Origin of the sequence: Pseudobutyrivibrio sp. MD2005 (genome assembly GCF_000621865.1) — a bacterium.
GTDB lineage: Bacteria > Bacillota > Clostridia > Lachnospirales > Lachnospiraceae > Pseudobutyrivibrio.
The window spans coordinates 97,752-120,183 of record NZ_JHXE01000012.1 but is presented as its reverse complement, the minus strand read 5'-3'; the positions used below and the strand labels follow the sequence as shown (position 1 = coordinate 120,183).

The following is a 22,432-nucleotide window of genomic DNA, read 5'->3' as shown; positions in this document are numbered from 1 at the left end:
CATGGAAAAAACAATGGACAAAATAATTGCTCTCGCAAAAGCAAGAGGATTTGTGTATGCTGGTTCCGAAATTTACGGTGGACTTGCAAATACATGGGATTATGGTAATCTTGGTGTCGAGCTTAAGAACAATGTTAAAAAAGCTTGGTGGCAGAAATTTGTTCAGCAGAATCCATACAATGTTGGTGTAGATTGTGCTATTCTTATGAACCCACAGACATGGATTGCTTCTGGCCATCTTGGTTCATTCTCAGATCCACTTATGGATTGTAAGGAATGCCATGAGCGTTTCAGAGCAGATAAGATTATCGAAGATTTTGCTGCAGAGAATAACATTGAGCTCAAGTCATCTGTTGACGGTTGGTCAAAAGATGAGATGAAAGAATTCATCGAAAGCAATAATGTTCCTTGCCCATCATGTGGTAAGCACAATTTTACAGATATCCGTGAGTTCAACCTTATGTTTAAGACATTCCAGGGTGTTACTGAGGATGCTAAGAACACTGTTTACTTACGTCCAGAGACAGCTCAGGGTATTTTCGTTAACTTCAAGAACGTACAGCGTACATCTCGTAAGAAGGTACCATTTGGTATTGGCCAGATTGGTAAGTCATTCCGTAACGAGATCACACCTGGCAACTTTACATTCCGTACACGTGAGTTTGAGCAGATGGAGCTTGAGTTCTTCTGCAAGCCAGGTACACAGGATGAGTGGTTCCAGTATTGGAGAAGCTTCTGCCGTGATTGGCTCATCAGCCTTGGTATGAAAGAGGACGAGATGCGTCTTCGTGATCACGATCCAGAGGAGCTTTCATTCTACTCAACAGGCACTACAGATATTGAGTTCTTATTCCCATTTGGTTGGGGTGAGCTTTGGGGTATTGCCAGCCGTACAGATTACGATCTTACACAGCATCAGAATGTATCTGGTCAGGATCTTACATACTTCGATGATGAGACAAATGAAAAGTATTTGCCATACGTTATCGAGCCATCACTTGGTGCTGACCGTGTAGTTCTTGCATTCCTTTGTGCTGCATATGATGAGGAAGAAGTTGGAAAAGACGGTAAGAGCGATGTTCGTACAGTTCTTCACTTCCATCCAGCACTTGCACCTGTTAAGATTGGTGTGCTTCCACTTTCAAAGAAGCTTAACGAGGGTGCAGAGAAAGTATTTACAGAGCTTTCAAAGAAATACAACTGCGAATTTGATGATAGAGGAACAATTGGTAAGAGATATCGTCGTATGGACGAAATCGGTACACCATTCTGTATCACATATGATTTCGATTCTGAGGAAGACCATATGGTTACAATTCGTCATCGTGATTCAATGGAGCAGGAGCGTATTGCTATTGCGGATTTAGATGCATACTTTGCAGATAAATTTACATTTTAGGAGGAGAAAAAGCTATGGAAAATGTGATTATTCCAGCGCACCCACAGCAGGCAGAGTCTGAACAGGCTCAGTCAGCATCGCTTCAGCAGCCTATCGAAAATGGGGAAGATCTTCTTTTACAGCAGATTGATGCATTTCGTGATAAGGCTACACAGCTTCAGGAGCTTATTGCTCAAAAAGAGCACAAAGCAGCTGAGTTAGAAGCTTTGGTCAAGGAGAAGGAAGCAATCAATGTTAAGCTTCAGGAAGAGCTTTCTAAGAAACAGGAGGAAGCAGACAATCTTGTAGCTGACGTTGAAACTCAGGTTGACAGGATGATGCAGGTTGTTAAAAACAACATGGATCAATTAGAACTTGACATTAAGGGCCAAGTTAGCGATAATCAAGAGTCTTATGAGGAACATAACAAGAACCTTCAGGACACACTTAAAAATGTATCTGCAGGTCTTGATACAATCCAAAATGAGCTATCGGAGAAGACACATTCAGAATCAGTTCACCTTTACAGACTGATTCAAGATTTATTAAAGGAACATGATAACAGCGAAGAGCAGGCGCTTAAAGCAGTTGAGCATTACAGCTCTCTTAAAAAGCTTTCTGTAGTTGTAATCGTTCTTTTGGTACTTACATTGGGGGTTTCAATATTTTCACTTATTCTTTCATTAGGAGTTGTTTAAAAATGGAGGGACCATGCCGAATTCTATATTAATTATCGGTCACAAAAACCCTGATTCAGATAGTATCTGCGCTGCTATTGCTTATGCATATCTTAAGAATGCACTTAGCACAGGCGAGAACTATGTACCGAAAAAAGCAGGAGAACTTAATAAGGAAACAGCCTATGTGTTGGAACGCTTTGGTGTAAAAGTGCCAGAGACTATTACCGACGTTGGTGCTCAGTTGATGGACATTGAGTACAGAGAGCTTGAAGGAGTAGACAGTCACATTTCTCTAAAGCAGGCCTGGGAGCTTATGCTTGAGAATGACGTAGTTACACTCCCTGTAATTGCAAAGTCAGGAAAGCTTGAAGGAGTTATCGTAAACGGAGACATTGCATATTCATATATGGATGTATATGACAACAGCATTTTATCCAGAGCGCGTACTCAGTATTCAAATATCATCGGCACTTTGAATGGTTCACTTGTAACAGGTAATCCACATGCATATTTTGTAAAAGGATCTGTTGTGATTGCTGCCAGCAATCGTGAGGTTTTATTGGACCATATCACAGAAGATGATTTAGTTATCGTAGGTAATGTTGAGGAGCGTCAGCGCATCTGTATTGAAGCTGGATGTAGCTGCATGGTTGTATGTAACACATCGGTGGTTTCTGATGATATTATTAAGCTCGCAGAAGACCATCAGGTCGTACTTATTACTACAGAATACGATACATTTACAGTGGCAAGACTTATTCATCAGTCTATGCCAATCAAGTATTTTATGAAGAAGGAAGATATCGTTAGCTTCGAATTAGACGATTATGTAGATGATGTCAGAGACGTTATGAAGACAGTTAGACATCGTGACTTCCCAATCTTAGATGAAAACAGACACTACATTGGTATGGTGTCTAGACGTCTTCTTTTGAACATGCAGAAGAAGAGACTTATCTTAGTAGACCACAATGAGAAATCACAGGCGGTTGATGGTATTGATCAGGCAGATGTGCTTGAAATTATTGATCACCACAGATTAGGCTCATTAGAGACAGTTTCACCTATCTTATTTAGAAACCAGCCTCTTGGTTCTACAGCAACAATCGTTACATTGATGTACAAAGAGCGCAAGGTAGAAATACCTAAGAAGATAGCAGGAATCCTTTGTTCAGCTATCCTTTCTGATACATTAATGTTCCGTTCACCTACATGTACACCAACAGACGAATCTTTAGCAAAGGAGTTGGCTGAAATTGCAGGTGTAGATGTTACAGAGCTTGCAACATCTATGTTTGAAGCAGGTAGTGACTTTAAGGGACGTACAGCAGATCAAATCTTCCACCAGGATTACAAGATCTTCACTAGTGGAGATACAAAGTTTGGTGTTGCACAGATTAGTTCTGTATCTAAGAGTCAGTTAAATGCTATAAAGGATGATATACAGAATTACATGGATACAGTATTAGGCTCATCAGATTTAAATGCTGTATATGTAATGCTTACAGATATTTTAGAAGAGTCAACAGAGTTATTGTTTGTTGGTGATGGGGCAGATAAGATTATTGCCGATGCCTTCAGATTACCTGTTGCTTCAGATAGCTATCTATTAGAAGGCGTTGTTTCTAGAAAGAAGCAATTAATTCCACCAATTATGGAATCATTACAAGAATAATTAATGGCGGCAGTTTCTACTGCCGTCCTTATTTTGCTTATAGACACAAGACGATTTTCATTATATAATGCATTTATCATCAAAGTTAATTCAATAGTCGATTCGACTTTTAATTTCCAGAGTTTATATTATTTAAAGGAGAGTTAGATGAGAGAAAAATATGAAAGCTTGTCAGTAACAATTTTGCGCGACTTAGCAAAAGCTAGGGGAATAAAAGGCGCATCTGCTATGAAGAAAGCTGATTTGGTTGAGGCTATGCTTGCCCAGGACGAAATCGACAAGCAAAATGCTGAAGCTGCTTCTACAGAAGAAAAAACTGAGAAGCCAGAAAAAGCAGAGAGGGCTGAAAAGCCTGAAAAGGTTGAAAAAGCTGATAAGGTAGAGAAAACTGAAAAGGTAGAAAAGCAGGAAAGAGACATCCCAATGGATAACCTTATACCAGCAAGTGGTATTTTGGAGGTTATGGGGGATGGCTTCGGCTTTATTCGTTGTGATAACTACATGCCAGGTACAGATGACGTATATGTATCTCAGTCACAAATCAAAAAGTTTAATCTTAAGACCGGAGATATTATTGTTGGTAAAAAGCGTTTTAATAATCCAACAGATAAGTTTGCTGCCTTAATGATTATTGATACTATAAATGGTTACACACCAGATGCTGCTACAAAGCGTCCTAATTTCGAGGATTTGACACCAATCTTCCCAAATGAACGTATTAGATTAGAGCGTCAGCGCAGTTCTGTAGCTATGCGTATCGTTGATCTTGTCAGCCCAATTGGTAAGGGACAGCGTGGTATGATCGTTTCTCAGCCAAAAGCTGGTAAGACAACACTTCTAAAGGAAGTTGCCACTTCAGTAAATTATTCGCATCCTGATATGCATCTTATCATTTTGCTTATCGATGAGCGTCCTGAAGAAGTTACAGATATGAAGGACACTATGAGAAACAGCAAAAATGTTGAAGTTATCTACTCAACATTCGATGAGAGCCCAGAGCATCACAAGCGTGTTTCAGAGATGGTTATAGAAAGAGCAAAGAGACTTGTTGAGCATGGAAGAGACGTAATGATTCTTCTTGACTCTATCACTCGTCTTGCTCGTGCGTACAACCTTACTGTTCAGCCGTCTGGACGTACACTTTCAGGTGGTCTTGATCCAGCTGCACTTCATATGCCAAAGAAATTCTTTGGTGCAGCCAGAAATATGAGAGAAGGCGGATCTCTTACAATCCTTGCAACTGCATTAGTAGATACAGGATCAAAGATGGATGATGTTGTATTCGAGGAGTTCAAGGGTACAGGTAACATGGAGCTTATTCTTGATAGAAAGCTTTCTGAAAAGAGAATTTTCCCAGCAATCGATATTACTGGTTCTGGTACACGTAGAGAAGATTTACTTCTTTCAAAGAAAGAGCTTGATGCTATGGAAATCATGCGTAAGGCTATCAACGGTGCCAGAAAAGAAGATGCGGTAGAGACTATACTCAATATGTTTGCTCATACTAAAAACAATGACGAATACATTGATATGGTAATACGCAAGAGAGTGATTTAATAGCACTCATTTAAGTTTTAACAAGGTGAGGAATATCATGGCAGAACCGAATTTAATATACAAGATTACAATACTAGAATTACTTAATCGGAGTGGATTCCCACTTAGCAACAGTCAGATTACAGATTTCTTCCTGGAGGGAAATCTTACTGATTATTTTACAGCTCAGCAGGCTATCAGTGATGATGAAGAGGCTGGTCTGATTTTATCTAAGACTAATCATAACAACACAACGTATTCAATTACAGACGAGGGCAAGAAGACATTAGAGCTTTTTCAGGAAAAGATTTCTCCTGCTCTGTCAAAGGATATAAATAAATATTTAAAGCTTAATTCTATCACCATGAAGGAGGAAAATAGCTACAAAGCTACCTACTTCAAGGCGGATAGAGGCGGATATGTGGTTCAGCTTCGCATCACGGAAAATGATGTTCCTACAATGGATCTTAGTTTTCATGTTGGAACAAAGGAGCAGGCTGAAACACTTTGCAATAACTGGAAGGTCAAAAGCGACGAGGTATATGGTGCAGTACTAGATATTTTAATGGGATAGGCAATTGGTGCGAAAGCACGATTGCCAGTTCATATGGGGTGAGTTATGGATCTAATTCTTTTCGTATTAGTATTCTTATTAGCAATTCTAGTTGTGTTTTTTGTTATCATGTTCCACAAGATGAAAAAGCTATCCAAGTCTTTGCAGACTCAGATAGAGGCGGCAAATGCGGCCAACAAGGCCAAGACTGAGTTTTTGGCCAATATGTCTCATGAGGTAAGGACTCCAATCAATGCCATTTTGGGCATGGACGAAATGATTATTAGAGAGTCCAATGATGAGCAGATAGTTGAGTATGCAACAAACATCAAGCAGGCAGGTAAATCATTGCTTGCTCAGGTTAACAGCATCCTTGATTATTCGAAGCTTGAAGACGGGAAGATGGAAATCATTCCTGTGGAATATGATTTAGCAATTACTATCAACACCTTTATCATAGGTGCATCAGCAAGAGCAAAGGCTAAAGGCCTAAAATTTAATATAGACGTGGATAACAATCTTCCGATGACCTTATTGGGGGATGATGTAAGACTCACTCAAATCGTTATGAATCTTATTACCAACGCCATTAAGTACACGGAGCGTGGTGAAATAACCTTTACTATGCGAGAAGTGGACCGTAATGACAACAATATTGATATATACATTGCTGTCAGGGACACAGGTATAGGCATTAAAGAAGAGGATTTAAATAATCTCTATGTTGCTTTCAAAAGAGTTGACGAAGAGAAAAACAGGAATATTGAGGGCACGGGTCTAGGTATTCCGATTGTAATGAAGCTTCTAGAATTAATGGGCAGCGAGCTTGCTGTAAGCAGTATTTATGGCAAAGGTTCGGTATTTTCTTTTGTGTTTTCTCAGGGCATTGTTAACAATGAACCTGTGGGAGACTATAAAAAACGTATTAAGCAAAGCTATAAAAAGCGCAATAAATACACTTTCCCATCTATGCCGGCTGCAAATATATTGGTGGTAGATGATTATGAGATGAATTTGATGGTAGCAAAGAATCTCATGAAGGTCTATGATTTCGTCCCTGATTTGGTTGAATCAGGCAGAGAAGCGATAGATTTGGTAAGTAAGAAAGAATATGATGTGATTTTTATGGATCACATGATGCCTGATTTGGATGGTATAGAAACTGTTGATATTATAAATAAGCAGGGCTTACTAAAAAAGAAGACTGCTATTATTGCCTTGACCGCAAATGCCATTGCAGGCGCAAAGGAATACTATCTTTCTAACGGTTTCGTAGATTATCTAACCAAGCCGATTGACGCAGAGGCTCTTGAGAGCATGCTGGTAAAGTATGTTCCTAAGAAAAAGGTGCTAAAGAAGGCTATAAGTGATGTAAGAAATGATAAATCTCTTACAACAAATGATGATGAGCGCAACGCACTTATAAAGATATTTGTATCTACTATTGATGAAAGTGCTAAAAAGCTTGATGAGTTTTTAGAAGCAGGTGATATCAAAAATTACACTATAAAAGTCCATGGATTGAAGAGCACTGCTCGTCTTATTGGAGAAATGTCCATCTCTAAAAAGGCGGAGGCTTTAGAGAAAGCAGGTAAGTCTGAAGACTGGAATTATATTAAGAGTCACCATATGGAACTGATTTCTGAATATCTAAGCCTGAGAGATGCTTATGAAGGAAAGAAGAATGGCAAAAAATTCTTATCAGATAGTGATCTGAAGGATGCCTTATATTCGATTATAGAGATGGCTAATGTATGCGATTACAGTTCTACAGAAATGGTATTAAACGGTTTAGATGAGTACGAAATGTCGGCAGAGCTTACGGAAAAGATTAATAATATCAGGAATCTTTTGGAAAAACTTGACTATGAAGCTGTTTCAAAAGCGGCGGGAGAGATGTTGTAGAAGGGGAGACGACTTATGGATTTTTTCAACAGTAACGCGCTAGAAAAGAGTAAAGTAGCTATTGTCAGCGCAAAAGAAAGCTTTTCTGTAATGGGAATTAAAAAGAAGCTACAGGAAGCTGGATATGATGGTATATCAGTCAGACCGAGAGTCAGTCAGATTGTAGATGCAATCGATGAAAAGGAACCTATTATATTTTATCTTGATGATAGTATTTTTACTCCTACAGGCGAAGATTTTCTTAGTGATTTAAAGGACCTATGCTTAGAACAACAGCGTCAGGTAATACTTGTAGGAGAAAAAGCAGAATTCAACCACGCTATAGAAATTATTCCTGAATCTGCCATAGTAAAATGGTTTGCTCGTCCTGTGGATATGGATGCATTGATAGAAACGATTGAAAGTGTGCTAAATGGGGAGATTGCTCCTGCCAGAAAGCATCATATCCTCATAATAGATGATGATGTGACCTATTTGAGAATGATGAACGAATGGATGAAGGAAAGATACCAGGTTACTATTATGGACTCTGGCAGCAAGGCTATCCACTGGCTTATGGAAAACAGTGACTCGGTAGACCTTGTTCTTTTGGACTATGAGATGCCATCCATGGACGGACCAACAGTCTTTCACATGCTAAAAAGTGACCACAACACAAGGAATATTCCTGTAATGTTTTTAACAGGCAAAAATGACAGAGACCTGGTGGTGAAAGCCGTGGACATGCGCCCAGAAGACTATATCTTAAAATCTGTTGACAAAAAAACGCTTACCAGCAAGCTCGAAGACTTTTTCCGCCGAGACAGATGGGTAGAAAGAGCTTCCTTTGTCGAATAACTGTTACCATTCACTGCAAATCCTGTTGTGATGCCCCGCGCCCTTGTAGCGGCCTCCACTATACACATGGCGCATTGCATGAATATTGCGTTTTTCTAATGGGCCATTTATGCATCTTTATTTACATGTGTCTTTTGCAGGCCTGTACAATTTTGAAAAAGGTTTTTGGTTGGCGGACACACAACCTAGTATAAAGTGTACTTCTTAGACTGAAGGGGACTTGGTTGATTTTGGAGCGAGCTTAGTAACATAAAAGCAGGTTTTGCGATATATAAGCATGCGCTGCCATGGACGGCAGCGCAAGTGGTCACTTAAAACACGATGTTGAATGTGCCACGGTGATTATATATGCAAAACCTGCTTTGTCATGTTACTTAGCAAGCGTAATATGAAACCAAGTCCCCTCAGTCTGAGAAGTACATAAAAACTTCAGTGTCCGCCACATAAAAAACATTTTTCAAAATGGTTCATTCCGCAACAAGACACATGTGCGATGCATAAATTTGCCCCATAAGAAAAACTGCAATATTCGCAAAATCACGCCATGTGTATAGTGGAGGCCGCCGCCAGGGGTGAGGGCGTCATAAATTATGGCAACTGTGAATGGTGACGAATATGGGGTTGCTATTTCGAGATAAACATGTTATACTTGTGAAGCTGTTAATCGGGATGAATGTGGAAAACACATTTTTAGCAGCTCATTATTACAGTTGGAAATTGTAAAAAAGTTAAATGAGAGGTGAAAGAAATGAGACAGGGTATCCATCCAGATTACTATCAGGCTACAGTTACTTGCAACTGCGGTAACACATTCGTTACAGGTTCTACAAAGGAGAACATCCACGTAGAAATTTGTTCAAAGTGTCATCCATTCTACACAGGCCAGCAGAAAGCTACACAGGCTCGTGGACGTATTGACAAGTTCAACAAGAAGTACGGCATTGACGCAAAGTAGTTTGTTAGATATGAAGTCATTGAGGGTTGAGATTCGTCTCAGCCCTTTTTCCGTGTTAGCGTAAACATGGATATTTTAGAGATTTAGGATTTTAGATGAGCCAGTAGGCATGTAGCCGTAGCTGGCAGACTAGGGGCATATAGTGAAGTATTCGGGCATAGGTGGACAAGCTGTTATGGAAGGCGTTATGATGCGCAACGGCAATAAATATGCTGTGGCAGTCAGAAAGCCAGATAAAGAAATAGCAGTAGATGTTAAAAACACAAGGGATATTAATGATTTATGGCATAAGATTCCAATAATCAGAGGCATTGTTACATTTATAGATTCTCTTGTTATAGGTCTTGGGACACTGATGTATTCTGCCAGCTTTTTCGAGGATGAGGATACACCAGATAAGTCTACACTTTCAGAGGAAGAGCTAAAAAAGCTTGAAAAGAAAGAAAAGGCAGAAATGGGAGGCACATTGGTGTTGTCATTAGCACTTGCCATGGGTATCTTTTTTGCGTTGCCTTATTTCATTTCCCTAGGACTTAATCGTATTACTGATTCTCAGGCTTTAATAGCTTTTGCAGAGGGGATTATTCGAATAACAATCTTCTTGGGATATGTGATATTTATCTCCAGAATGGAAGATATAAGACGCACATTTATGTATCACGGAGCTGAGCATAAATGCATTAATTGCGTAGAGGCAGGCTTGCCTCTTAATGTGGAAAATGTTAGAAAATCTACTCGTTTCCATAAGCGCTGTGGAACCAGCTTTATATTTATAGTTTTTATCATATCTGTATTCGTTTTTATGTTTATCAGGTTTGATAACACTTGGATGAAGCTTGGAGCAAGATTATTACTGATTCCTGTGATAGCAGGAATATCATACGAATTTATTCGTCTAGCTGGCAGATACGATAATGCTTTTGTGAATGCAATATCAAAGCCTGGCTTATGGCTTCAAAGACTTACTGTTATGGAGCCAGAAGATGATATGATAGAAGTTGGTATCGCTTCAGTTGAAGCTGTTTTTGATTGGAAAGAATTTCAGGAGAAAAACAAGGAGTGTTTTTAAATGACATATAAACAAGCCTTAGAAAAAGCTATTCTGCTGCTGGAAAGCGAAGCTATAGCTGATGCCAAAATAGATGCGTGGTACTTATTGTCCTTTGTGACAGGTATTACAAAAGCTAGATTTTTTCTTGAACAAAATCAAGAAATCGATGAAATCACTTTATATAAATACAAAGACGTGTTGTTGAAACGCGCCAGCCATATTCCACTTCAGCACATCACTGGAGAGCAGGAATTCATGGGACTTAGCTTTTGGGTAAACGAACACGTTCTTATCCCAAGGCAGGATACAGAGACTCTGGTTGAAGAAGCTTTAAAGGTGATTCCAAGCGGAAGTCATGTATTAGATTTGTGTACAGGCAGCGGATGTGTTATTATTTCACTTGCTGCATTAGGCCAAGGGCTCACAGGTGTGGGTGTCGATATTTCAGAGGAAGCACTTACAGTTGCCAGAGAAAATGGCGAAAGAATAGTAGGGCCTAAGGTTAACTTTGTTTCAGGTAATCTTTGGAGCGGTGTCACAGGCAAGTATAATGCCATTGTGTCCAATCCACCTTACATTAGAACAGAAGAAATAGAAAAGCTTACAACAGAGGTAAAGGATCATGAGCCAAGAATAGCTCTTGATGGTACCGATGATGGATTATATTTCTATAGACAGATAATTGGAAATGCCAGCAAATACCTTGTTGAAGAAGGTTGGCTTTTGGTTGAAATAGGTTATGATCAAGGTCCAGATGTGAAGGCACTGTTTGACGATGCCGGATTCAAGGATGTTGAGGTAATAAAGGATTTAGCAGGTAACAATCGTGTCGTAAAGGGACATTTGTAGGAGGAATTTAGAATGTTTGACAGATTAGAAGATTTAGTTTTGCGATATGAAGAGGTTATGAATCTCTTATCTGAGCCAGATGTTGCAAATGATAATAATAGATTTAGAGCCCTTATGAAGGAGCAGGCAGAGCTTGCACCTATCGTAGAGGCATATAAGCAGTATTCTGCTCACAAGCAGAATATTCAGGATTCTTTAGAGCTTCTTGAAATCGAGTCTGATGAAGAGATGAAAGAGCTTGCTAAGGAAGAAATGAAGGAATCTCAGGCAGAGGTTGAAAGATTAGAGCAGGAGCTTAAAATTCTTCTCCTTCCAAAGGACCCTAATGATGACAAGAACGTTATCGTAGAAATTCGTGCAGGTGCCGGCGGTGAAGAGGCTGCACTTTTTGCTGCAGAGATTTATCGTATGTATGTACACTATGTTGAGTCTCGTGGATGGAAGGTTGAGCTTCTTGAAGCAGATGAAACTGGTATCGGTGGTATGAAGAACATCGAGTTCATGGTTAAGGGTACTGGAGCTTACTCAATCCTTAAGTACGAATCAGGTGTACATCGTGTGCAGCGTGTCCCAGAAACAGAGTCACAGGGACGTATCCAGACATCTACATGTTCAGTAGCTGTTATGCCTGAGGCAGAAGAGGTTGATATTCAGATTGATGAGAAGGATATCCGAATCGATGTTATGAGAGCCAGCGGTAACGGTGGTCAGTGTGTCAACACAACAGATTCAGCTGTTCGTCTTACTCACTACCCAACAGGTATTGTTATCTATAGCCAGACTGAAAAGTCACAGCTTCAGAATAAGGAAAAGGCTTTCGCCCTTCTTCGTGCAAAGCTTTACGATTTAGAGCTTCAGAAGCAGCAGGATGCAGAGGCTGCAGAGCGTCGTTCACAGATTGGTACAGGTGACCGTGCAGAAAAGATTCGTACATACAACTTCCCACAGGGACGTGTTACAGATCACCGTATCAACCTTACACTTTACAAGCTTGATAAGATTATGAATGGTGACATTCAGGAAATCCTTGATGCACTTATTGCTGCAGACCAGGCTGCTAAGCTTGCAAAGATGAATGATAAGTAATTGTGAATTATTTTAGAAAATATTAAAATAAATATTGTATTATTAATTATCTTTTGGTATATTGTAACTGTTCAGGAGTAGTACTCTTGAACAGTTATTTTACTTTACTAGGATTTTTTGATTCCTTATAGAGTAACTTAATATTATCTTCAAACATTTTTTAGAGGCTTGATGTCTTGAGGATTTTCAACAATATAATAGGGAGGATAGCACGTGAAAAGGTTCTTATCATGTGTTTTAGCTATTTCTATGGTTGGATGTCTTACAGGTTGTTCAGGCTTACTATCTGAAAAAAAGAATTATACTGTAAGCTATGATGGCATTGCCACTGGCGACGTATCTTCGGGCGTTTCTGTCCATGACCCATCAGTTTTAGAAGTAGATGGAACATATTATATTTATGGCTCACATATGGCAGCTGCAAAAAGTACAGATTTATTAAACTGGGAATCTATTGCAGACGGTTATATGAAAACAAATCCTGTCTATGGCCAGATTTATGAGGTGGCTGATGAAGCATTTGCCTATTCTGGATCTAAAGACAGTTTAATTAAGACCGACGATGGCTCTACTCATGTATGGGCACCAGATGTTATATATAACAAGATGACAGGTCTTTATTATATGTATTATTGCACTACCAGCACATTTAACGCGTCGAATCTATGCTTTGGTACGAGCAAATCTCCTGAAGGGCCATTTGAATGGCAGGGAGCTTTGATATATTCGGGATTCACTAATAAAAATATAAGCAGTACAGATGTATTAGATTATGTGGATGAGGATTATGCAAAAAAGCATTATATAAAGGGTGGAGCATATAATTATGAGGATTATCCCAATGCTATAGACCCAGCTGTATTCTACGACGCAGATGACAGGATGTGGATGGTATATGGCTCCTGGTCTGGTGGAATCTATTTATTAGAGCTGGATCCAAAGACAGGACTGGTTATTCACCCTGAGGCTGATGAAGCGAATAATGTGGATGCTTATTTCGGAAGGAAGCTCCTAGGTGGAGGCCATATTTCAATTGAAGGACCATATATTATGTATGACCCTTCAACAGAATACTATTATCTATTTGTTTCTTATGGCGGCCTAACCAGCAATGGAGGATATCAGATGAGAGTCTTCCGTTCTAAAACAGTTGATGGCCAGTATGTGGATATGAATGGAGAATATCCTGAAAAGAGTGCCCTTCATCAAAACTATGGATTAAAGCTTTCCGGCAATTATAAATTGCCAAGTCTAAGCAAAGCTTATATGGCGACAGGTCATAATTCAGCATTTATTGATGAGGATGGAAGAGAATATCTGGTGTACCATACTCGTTTTAATGATGGTGTTGAGAACCATTCACCAAGAGTACATCAAATGCTGATGAATGCCCAGGGATGGCCTTGTGAGTTGCCTTATCAGACTCAGAATGAAATGGTTAGTGACACAGGTTATTCTAAGGATGACCTTATTGGAAGATATTATTTGATTAATCAGGGTACTGATATTTCCAGTGATATCGCAAATCCGATAATTGTATATTTGAATAAGGACGGTACTTGCGATGGTAAAGAAGTAACCGGTACATGGAATATGACAGATGGTACATACTATATGAACATTACCATTGACGGTCAAGTATATAGTGGTGTTTTCTGTGAAATGAAAGATGAAGCTGGAACAGATGTTATGACATTTTCGGCAGTTGGTGGGAATGAATCTGTTTGGGGCGTTAAATACAAGTGATTATCCTGCGAAGCGTAAAAAATAGGAGAGAAGAATAATAAGATGGACAAGAATTTTGAATACAATAAACCATGGATTTTGCAAAGGGCAGATCCATATGTATATAGACACACTGATGGAAAGTATTATTTTACAGCATCAGTACCTGAGTACGATAAAATCGTTTTAAGATGCGGTGAGACACTTGAAGGACTAAAGGATGCAAAAGAAGTTGAGGTGTGGCACAAGCATGAATCAGGCCCTATGTCAAAGCATATTTGGGCGCCAGAGATTCACTTTCTATTTGGAAAGTGGTACATTTATTACGCTGGGGGCGAAGTAGAGGACATCTGGAAAATCAGACCATATGTATTAGAGTGCCAAGGCCCTGATCCAATGGTTGACCCATGGATAGAAAAAGGCAAGATGACCAGAGCAAAAAGCGATGAGTTTTCTTTTGAAGCCTTTTCACTTGATGCTACTGTTTTTGAAAACAACGGCGATTGGTATTATATCTGGGCTGAAAAAGTGGGAGTAGGAAAGCAGATTTCTAATCTGTACATTGCTCGCATGGAAAACGGATATACTTTAGCTACAGATCAGGTTTTACTTACAACACCTGATTATGATTGGGAACGCCACGGCTTCTGGGTAAACGAAGGCCCAGCCGTAATCAAAAGAAATGGCAAGATATTTATGACTTATTCGGCCAGCGATACTGGCATCAACTACTGCATGGGCATGCTTACAGCAGACGAGGACAGCGACTTACTTGATCCATTGTCATGGCACAAATCACGTCAACCTGTGCTTGCTTCATCAGCTGAACACGTAGTATATGGCCCAGGTCATAATTCATTTACAGTAGATGAAGAAGGCAATGATATTCTTGTATATCATGCCAGAACCGAAACAGAAATTATTGGAGATCCATTATACAATCCCAATCGTCATGCAATGCTCATGAAATTTGGTTGGAAAGATGGAAGACCAGACTTTAACTATGATTGAAAACAGAGTATGTACCAGGTGTCTGCTTAGAGATATGATTGATGCAGACACCTCAATGATTGAAAAATATAAAGCTGCATTAAAATCACAGGATATGGTAACAGACGATGAATACGAGAGGCGTCTTGCTATCTGTACCACCTGTGACAAGCTCAACGAAGGCACCTGCATGTCCTGCGGATGCTACGTAGAACTACGTGCAGCAGCAAAAGTATCCCGCTGCCCACGCAAAATGTGGTAGGCGCCATCAGCTGCGCTTTATGTAGCAGGGCATACGCCACGGGGGCTTGCCTTGAATGATTTTGCGAATATTTTAGTTTTTCAATGGGCAAAATATAGGCATCATACATGTGTCTTGTTGCGGGATGAACTGTTTGGAAAAATGTCTTTAATTTGGCGGACACCGAGGTTTTTAATGTACTTCTTAGACTAAGGAAACTTGGTTTCATATTACGTTTGCTAAGTAACATAACAAAGCAGGTTTTGCATATATAGGTACCGTGCTCCATGCGACGTCCTGTCGCTTACGCACTTGCGCTGCCGTCCATGGCAGCGCATACCTATAAATTGCAAAACCTGCTTTTATGTTACTAAGCGCACTTCAAAATCAACCAAGTTCACCTTAGTCTAAGAAGTACATTATATATCGTTATGTGTGTCCACCAATTAAAAACATTTTTCAAAACTGTACAGACCTGCAAAAGACACATGTCAATAAGGATGCCTATGTTGCCCATTAGAAAAACAAAATATTCTTGCAATATTCAAGGCAAGCTCCCCGTGGCGTATGCCTTAGTTAATGGGCGCAGCTGATGGCGCCAGTTTGGGTTAATTGACAGGGCTGTAGTTCATGGATACGCGGATATCCTGGCCGTAGTTTCCGAATGTTTTTCCGAAGAGTGTGACACCGCCTACGTGGGCAGCATCTTCTTCTACAGCGATTCTAAAATCAAGTGGTGCGTTACCAATTAGATTTAAATCGTCGATAGTAATATCTGATATTTGAAGACCGTCAATGAAGGTGCCGTGCTTGTTGACAACAAGAAGCTTTAGCAAACCGTATTGATTCCAGTTTGGTGGAAACCAATCTGGGGTAAACATACCGCGAATTTCTCCACCGAAATCTCCAGGGCTGGTCCACATACCGAGCTTTGTTCCATTTAAAGAAAATGATATATCACTTGGCCAATTATTGTCGATTCCTGGCGCTTCAGAAGATATCTCAAATGAGATAGAAATCTGAGTGATTTTGTTGTTGCTTGGAATGAGATTTGGAAGGGAGTATTCTACATAACCCTTTGTAAACCATAATATATCTGCATTGAAGTGATCTGGATGGCTGAAGTATCTGGAGTCATCTATTTCGCCTATTACAGAAGTGCTGTTGGCTAGGCCACAAGTAGGGCAGATGTCGTACTTTGAAAACTGACCAACTCTGATATCGGTTGTGATGACATTGGCTAAATCTTCAGGCTTTTCTATTTCAACAACGATTTTGTCCTGGATAACAGAACAAAGCTTAGAATTGCCGTGACTGGCAGATTCGTTGGAAGTTGAAATGAGACCACATTCCTCAAGCTTTTTGATATGGCCTGTAAGAGCACCGTTGCTTAGCTTGAGTTCGGTAGCTAACTGATTCATGCTCATGCGGTCATTTTCTAATAATGTAGTGAGAATCTGAATTCGTACGTCAGAACCTAAGGCTTTGAATAGTTCAAGGCCTTCTTCGAGAGATGTGATATGTATCATAACTCTGCTCCTTTTGGATAATTTAAAATATTACTATTTATTATAAAATTAAGTAAAATCACTGTCAATATATCTGATAATGTAAGATTAAATATTTTAGGATTATCTAAAAATAATGACTGCTGATGGCTAAAAGTTGCCGCAGAAATAATGATTTGTCGAAAATTACTAAAAAGTTGCGGTCTAATTTGTGGATAATAAAAGAATATCCAAAATACTTTAGAAAAAGCTAAAATAAATATTGACTTACGCCACCTCGGATTTATAATAATAACATAAACGTTGATGAGCCATTGTTAAATGATTTCAACTAACAAGCCTCAGTTGATTTTACTATTAATAATTGTTCATTACAAACATTTCTTTTTAAATAAGGAGGAGAAGAATGAAGAAGAAGTTGATTAGTGCGATGCTTTGCACATCAATGGCAGCTAGCTTATTTGTTGGCTGTGGTGGCGCAGCTTCAGAAGGTGGGGTTGATCCAGATGCTGCAGAAGAGACAGCGGAATCGGAAGTAGTTACAAATACTTTTGGTGATCCTAATGGAACACATCTTGAAATGTGGACATTTGTTGAGCTTCACGGACAGCATTATGGCGTGATGGCTGAAAAGTGGAATGAGGAACATCCAGATAACACTATTGAAATAACATGTACAACATATCCATACAGCGATATGCACACAAAGCTTCTTACAGCTTTAGAGTCTGGAACAGGAGCTCCAGATATCTGTGATGTAGAAGTTGGTCAGTTCCCTAACGTAGTTGAAGGTCTTGATCAGTGGCTTGTACCTCTTAATGATTATGCTGCTGATTACCTTGACACAATGGTTCCTGCAAGAATGGAAACATACCAGGGTGAAGATGGCAACTATTACGGTGCACCTTACCATGTAGGCGCAACAGTAATGTATTACAATGTAGCTGCAATGTCTGAAGCAATGGGTCTTACACAGGATGAAGTTATTGCAAAGATTGATGCGGTTAAGACTTGGAAAGATTACGAAGCACTTGGTAATGAATACCTTACAGCTTTAGGTGATGATACAAAGTACTTTACTTCAGTTGATACAGGCGGAGTTGATTGGCTCTGGATTGCAATGTCTGAGTATGGCGATGATTGGACAGGTGGATTTGATAATCCAGCAAATGTAAAGCTTGATTCAGTTAAGGAAATGCTTACAATGCAGCAGTCATGGTTAAAGTCAGGATTTGCAGAGGTATCTCCTGATGGACACGTTGATTGCGAAGCTGGTTTCCAGAACATTATGGATAGAAACATTGTTTCATTCCCTAAGGCAATGTGGTATATGTCACGTTTCGCAAACTACATGCCAGATGAGAAGGGTAACTGGTATATCGCAAAGTGCCCTGTATTCAAAGAAGGACAGAAGTGTTCAGTAGGTATTGGTGGTACAGGTACTGTTGTAACACAGCAGTCTGAAAACAAGGACCTTGCAGCTGAATTCACATGCTGGGCTAAGATGTCAGAAGAGGGCGAGCAGCACATTTGGGATACACTTGGATTTGATGTATGTAACACAGCTCTTTGGGGCGATGATGCATTTGCACATGATGACAACAACCAGTACAATTCATTCTTTATCAACTATCCTTATGATGTATTAAATGATATCGGAATGGATAACATTGGTAAGATTTCAGTTGTATCTATAAGCCCAACAATCAACGAGTATTTCTGCACATCAACACTTAACGAAGTGCTTGAAGATCCAGATTACTCAATCGATGACGCTTTACAGGAAGCACAGGATGCAGTAGATATGGAGCAGTAAGGAGAATATTTTTGAAGCTTGACTTCAAAAATGATCTCCCACAGCGCACCCATCAGCGAAGCTGATTTTAAATGTGCGCTTTCCCGTTCTCGTTCGAGAAACCAAGTATATTTTTACGGGTTGCCTTCTTCGGCAGGCAACCCTATTTTAAAACTAAAGAAAGGTGCATTATGAAAATCAAGAAATTTATCAATTCTCAGAAGGTGGCACCATATGTATTTGTATTACCTTTTGTTTTAAGCTTTTTCTTTTTCTGGGTATATCCCCTTATTACAGCCTTTACAATGAGCTTTCAAGATATTGGAGCTATAAAGTCTGATTGGATTGGTTTTGCAAATTACGCAAAGCTTCTTAAAGATAATGTGTTTCACGTTGCAGTTTTCAACAGTGTTAAATATATGTTCTTTACATTGGTTCTTTTGATTCCATTTCCTATGCTTTTTGCTGTTCTTTTGGATAGCCATTTAGTAAAAGCTAAGGGAGTATGGAAGGCAATCCTTTATATGCCAGCTTTAACATCAGTAGTTATTTCTGGTACTTTATTCCGCCTGATGTTTACAGAATATACAACAGGTCAGATGAACATGATTACAGCGGCTTTAGGCCTTGGTACATACAAGTGGTTAAAGATGGGCTGGTCAGGAATGATTGCATTATTGATTATTGCTTGCTGGAGATGGACTGGTGTCAATATGCTTTATTTCTTATCAGGTCTCAAATCTATTGACTCTTCATTATATGAAGCAGCAGATATCGATGGAGCTTCAGGATGGCAGAAGTTTAAGTTCGTAACACTACCATTACTTAAGCCAACAACAGTATATGTTCTTACAATTTCAGTATATGCCGGTCTTTCAATGTTCCTTGAATCATATATGTTATGGGCAGGAAACTCATCACCAAATAATATTGGTTTGACAATTGTTGGATACTTATACAAGCGTGGTATCGAGAAAAATGATATGGGTTATGCATGTGCAGTTGGTGTGGTACTTCTTGTAGTAGCATTAATTATTAACTTTGCACAGCTTATTATGAATGGCACATTCAAGAAGGGAGAGGATTAATATGTCACAACAAAAGACAATGTCTGGCACTCCTAGAAGAATGGTGGGCACAGTACTTGCTACAGGATTCTTTGTAATCCTTTGCTTAATAATTGTATTTCCTGTATTTGCAGGTCTATTAGCTTCCTTCAGACCTGGTACAGAATTGATTCGTAGAGGCCTTTCAATTGATTTGAATCTCTCTACAATGAACCTTGATAATTATAAATATTTGTTTAGTGGAAACGCCGATAGCATTAAGTACTTTATGTGGTACAAGAATTCGTTATTAATTACCATTATTTCGGTAGCATTGACACTTATAATTTGCTATTTTGTAGCATATGGACTAACAATGTATGACTTTAAGTTTAAGAATCTTTTATTCACTATTGTACTTGCAACAATGATGGTACCTTTTGAGATTCTTATGCTTCCACTTTATAAGGAAATCATTGCTTTAAAGCTCATTGACACATATACAGGTGTTATTATCATCGGTTTATGCTCAGCATCAACAATCTTCTTCTTCAAACAATATTTATCAGGTCTTCCTAAGGATCTTCTTGATGCAGCAAGAATTGATGGATGCACAGAGTATGGTATTTCAGTAAGAATTATTCTTCCTCTGGCAAAACCTGCTTTTGCGTCAATGGGAATTTTAAGTGCGATGGGTGCATGGAATGCCATTCTTTGGCCACTTCTTGTACTTAAGGGAGCAGAAAAGTTTACACTTCCAATTGGTTTAAATACACTTTTGACACCTTATGGCAACAATTACGACGTACTTATTGCTGGATCAATGTTTGGAATTTTACCTATCTTCGTAATCTTCCTTATCTTCCAGAAATATATCATCGACGGAATGACTGCTGGTGCGGTAAAGGGATAAGAAAAAATTTTGAAGCTTAACTTCAGAATTAGATGAGCCTGTAGCTAACAAGCTATTATGTTTCTAAAGCAAAGCTTTCTATGCGGAGCGTAGAAACATAATGCTTGTGAGTGTAACAGGCGGATTGGATTACACAAGGAGAATAGTAATGGCAAAATTAGTAATTAATAATGAAAACAAAAAGAGCACCATTGCTCCTGAAATTTATGGTCATTTTTCAGAGCATTTGGGCAGATGCATATATGAAGGTCTTTATGTAGGGGAGAACAGTGACATTCCTAATGTAAATGGAATGCGTACTGATGTAGTAGAAGCTCTTAAAGAAATGAAGGTCCCTGTACTTCGTTGGCCAGGTGGATGTTTTGCAGACGAGTATCATTGGATGGATGGAATCGGTCCAAAGGAGACTCGTAAGAAAATGATAAACACTCACTGGGGCGGTGTAGTAGAGGACAATAGCTTCGGTACACATGAGTTTTTCGAACTTTGCAAGCAGCTAGGCTGTAAGACATACGTAAATGCGAATTTAGGTTCTGGCACAGTTCGCGAGATGAGCGAATGGGTTGAATACATGACATTCAACGGAGTATCTCCAATGGCAGATCTTCGTAAAGCAAATGGTCATGAAGAACCATGGGTAGTAGATTATCTTGGCGTTGGTAACGAAAACTGGGGCTGCGGTGGCAATATGCGCCCACAGCATTATGCAGATGAATACAGACGCTATCAGACATATGTTAGAAATTACAATGGTAACAAGCCAATCGCAAAGATTTGCTGCGGTGCTAATGTTGATGATTATCATTGGACAAAGGAAGTGCTGGATACATGCTTTGATCATACACCAGAGCAGTTCCACGGATTTATGGATGGTCTTTCTCTTCATTACTATACACTTCCTGAGACAGAGGACGATTGGAACTTCAAGGGAAGCGCTACAGACTTTACAGAAGAAGTATTCTACCAGACACTTAAGCGTAGTTACTTCATGGAAGAGCTTATCAACAAGCATGGTGCAATTATGGATCAGTATGACCCAGAAAAGAAGATTGGCCTCATGATTGATGAGTGGGGTATCTGGACAGATGTTGAGCCAGGTACAAATCCAGGCTTCTTGTATCAGCAGAACACAATGCGTGATGCCTTAGTTGCAGGTATGAACCTTAATATCTTCAACAAGCATTCAGACAGAGTAAAGATGGCCTGCATAGCTCAGATGATTAACGTTCTTCAATCTGTAATGCTTACAGATGGAGAAAAGATGATCAAAACCCCTACATACTATGTATTCAAGATGTTCCGTCACCACCAGGGAGCAACACTTCTTGGCAGTGACCTTCTTGAAAATAGTACAGTTGGAAGTGGAAAGAATGAACTTCCAAAAGTATTTGAATCAGTTTCAGAGGATGAGCAGGGCGTTATTACAATTACACTTACAAACAATTCTCTTGAAGCAGATGAGGATGTTGAAATTCAATTAACTCATGATGCGGCTTCTTACAATGTATGTGAAGCAGTTTGCCTAACAGGTGCGATGGCAGATCACAATACATTTGAGAATCCTGAGCTTGTAAAGGAGCAAGAGTTCAAGCAATATGCTAAGACTGAAGAAGGTCTTAAGGTTACTCTTCCTAAGTGCTCAGTAGTAAGTATTCGTTTAAACAAATAGTTTCTTTTTCTATTACTCCTTCCATATAGATAACCAGCAG

19 protein-coding genes are annotated in these 22,432 nt (G+C 39.3%); 18 read left to right on the top strand and 1 reads right to left on the bottom strand.

Annotation, left to right across the window (positions count from 1 at the left end; all coding sequences use genetic code 11):
• Position 1 precedes the first annotated feature (1 nt).
• The 14 genes from T498_RS0104425 (at position 2) to T498_RS0104360 (ending at position 15,482) form a co-directional block, all read left to right on the top strand.
• Positions 2–1,399 carry a glycine--tRNA ligase gene (locus T498_RS0104425; protein WP_028234879.1) on the top strand — a complete coding sequence of 466 codons (1,398 nt, stop codon included), beginning with the start codon at positions 2–4 and terminating at the stop codon, positions 1,397–1,399.
• Positions 1,400–1,413: 14 nt separating this feature from the next.
• Positions 1,414–2,076, top strand: a complete 663-nt coding sequence (locus tag T498_RS0104420; protein ID WP_028234878.1) for a hypothetical protein — start codon at positions 1,414–1,416, stop codon at positions 2,074–2,076.
• 13 nt (positions 2,077–2,089) lie between these two features.
• The gene (locus T498_RS0104415) at positions 2,090–3,733 is read left to right on the top strand and encodes a putative manganese-dependent inorganic diphosphatase (RefSeq protein WP_028234877.1); all 1,644 of its coding nucleotides are present in this window, start codon (positions 2,090–2,092) and stop codon (positions 3,731–3,733) included.
• A 147-nt stretch (positions 3,734–3,880) separates the two neighbouring features.
• Positions 3,881–5,290, top strand: coding sequence for a transcription termination factor Rho (gene rho / locus T498_RS0104410; RefSeq protein ID WP_028234876.1), 1,410 nt, complete (start codon positions 3,881–3,883; stop codon positions 5,288–5,290).
• Between the two features lie 37 nt (positions 5,291–5,327).
• On the top strand, positions 5,328–5,843 hold the full coding sequence (locus tag T498_RS0104405) for a DUF4364 family protein (RefSeq protein ID WP_036977786.1): 516 nt from the start codon (positions 5,328–5,330) through the stop codon (positions 5,841–5,843).
• Between the two features lie 45 nt (positions 5,844–5,888).
• A complete protein-coding gene (locus T498_RS14845; protein ID WP_051524589.1) occupies positions 5,889–7,727 on the top strand; it encodes a hybrid sensor histidine kinase/response regulator in 1,839 nt (612 codons plus the stop codon).
• Between the two features lie 15 nt (positions 7,728–7,742).
• Entirely contained in the window at positions 7,743–8,564 is an 822-nt protein-coding gene (locus tag T498_RS0104395) for a response regulator (protein WP_028234874.1), read from the top strand.
• A 748-nt stretch (positions 8,565–9,312) separates the two neighbouring features.
• Positions 9,313–9,519 carry a 50S ribosomal protein L31 gene (gene rpmE, locus T498_RS0104390; RefSeq protein WP_028234873.1) on the top strand — a complete coding sequence of 69 codons (207 nt, stop codon included), beginning with the start codon at positions 9,313–9,315 and terminating at the stop codon, positions 9,517–9,519.
• Between the two features lie 142 nt (positions 9,520–9,661).
• Complete coding sequence (locus T498_RS0104385; RefSeq protein WP_028234872.1) at positions 9,662–10,588, top strand: DUF1385 domain-containing protein; 927 nt, start codon at positions 9,662–9,664, stop codon at positions 10,586–10,588.
• The gene (prmC, locus tag T498_RS0104380) at positions 10,589–11,419 is read left to right on the top strand and encodes a peptide chain release factor N(5)-glutamine methyltransferase (protein ID WP_028234871.1); all 831 of its coding nucleotides are present in this window, start codon (positions 10,589–10,591) and stop codon (positions 11,417–11,419) included.
• A gap of 12 nt (positions 11,420–11,431) precedes the next feature.
• Entirely contained in the window at positions 11,432–12,505 is a 1,074-nt protein-coding gene (gene prfA / locus T498_RS0104375) for a peptide chain release factor 1 (RefSeq protein WP_028234870.1), read from the top strand.
• Between the two features lie 213 nt (positions 12,506–12,718).
• Positions 12,719–14,251: a glycoside hydrolase family 43 protein gene (locus T498_RS0104370; protein ID WP_028234869.1), complete on the top strand. Its 1,533-nt coding sequence runs from the start codon at positions 12,719–12,721 to the stop codon at positions 14,249–14,251.
• A 42-nt stretch (positions 14,252–14,293) separates the two neighbouring features.
• The gene (locus tag T498_RS0104365) at positions 14,294–15,241 is read left to right on the top strand and encodes a glycoside hydrolase family 43 protein (RefSeq protein WP_028234868.1); all 948 of its coding nucleotides are present in this window, start codon (positions 14,294–14,296) and stop codon (positions 15,239–15,241) included.
• Positions 15,234–15,482, top strand: a complete 249-nt coding sequence (locus T498_RS0104360) for a DUF6171 family protein (protein ID WP_028234867.1) — start codon at positions 15,234–15,236, stop codon at positions 15,480–15,482. Before T498_RS0104365 ends, T498_RS0104360 begins: the two co-directional genes overlap by 8 nt.
• 587 nt (positions 15,483–16,069) lie before the next feature.
• Here T498_RS0104360 and T498_RS0104355 read toward each other — a convergent pair.
• Positions 16,070–16,990, bottom strand: coding sequence for an ArsR/SmtB family transcription factor (locus T498_RS0104355; RefSeq protein WP_028234866.1), 921 nt, complete (start codon positions 16,988–16,990; stop codon positions 16,070–16,072).
• Positions 16,991–17,375: 385 nt separating this feature from the next.
• Here T498_RS0104355 and T498_RS0104350 point away from each other — a divergent pair, with 385 nt between their 5' ends.
• The 4 genes from T498_RS0104350 (at position 17,376) to T498_RS0104335 (ending at position 22,392) form a co-directional block, all read left to right on the top strand.
• Positions 17,376–18,785 (top strand): ABC transporter substrate-binding protein, encoded by a 1,410-nt coding sequence (locus tag T498_RS0104350; protein ID WP_028234865.1) that lies wholly within the window; start codon positions 17,376–17,378, stop codon positions 18,783–18,785.
• Positions 18,786–18,955: 170 nt separating this feature from the next.
• Complete coding sequence (locus tag T498_RS0104345) at positions 18,956–19,852, top strand: carbohydrate ABC transporter permease (protein ID WP_036977783.1); 897 nt, start codon at positions 18,956–18,958, stop codon at positions 19,850–19,852.
• Position 19,853: 1 nt separating this feature from the next.
• Complete coding sequence (locus tag T498_RS0104340; protein ID WP_028234863.1) at positions 19,854–20,723, top strand: carbohydrate ABC transporter permease; 870 nt, start codon at positions 19,854–19,856, stop codon at positions 20,721–20,723.
• A 148-nt stretch (positions 20,724–20,871) separates the two neighbouring features.
• The gene (locus T498_RS0104335) at positions 20,872–22,392 is read left to right on the top strand and encodes an alpha-N-arabinofuranosidase (RefSeq protein ID WP_028234862.1); all 1,521 of its coding nucleotides are present in this window, start codon (positions 20,872–20,874) and stop codon (positions 22,390–22,392) included.
• Positions 22,393–22,432: the final 40 nt, after the last annotated feature.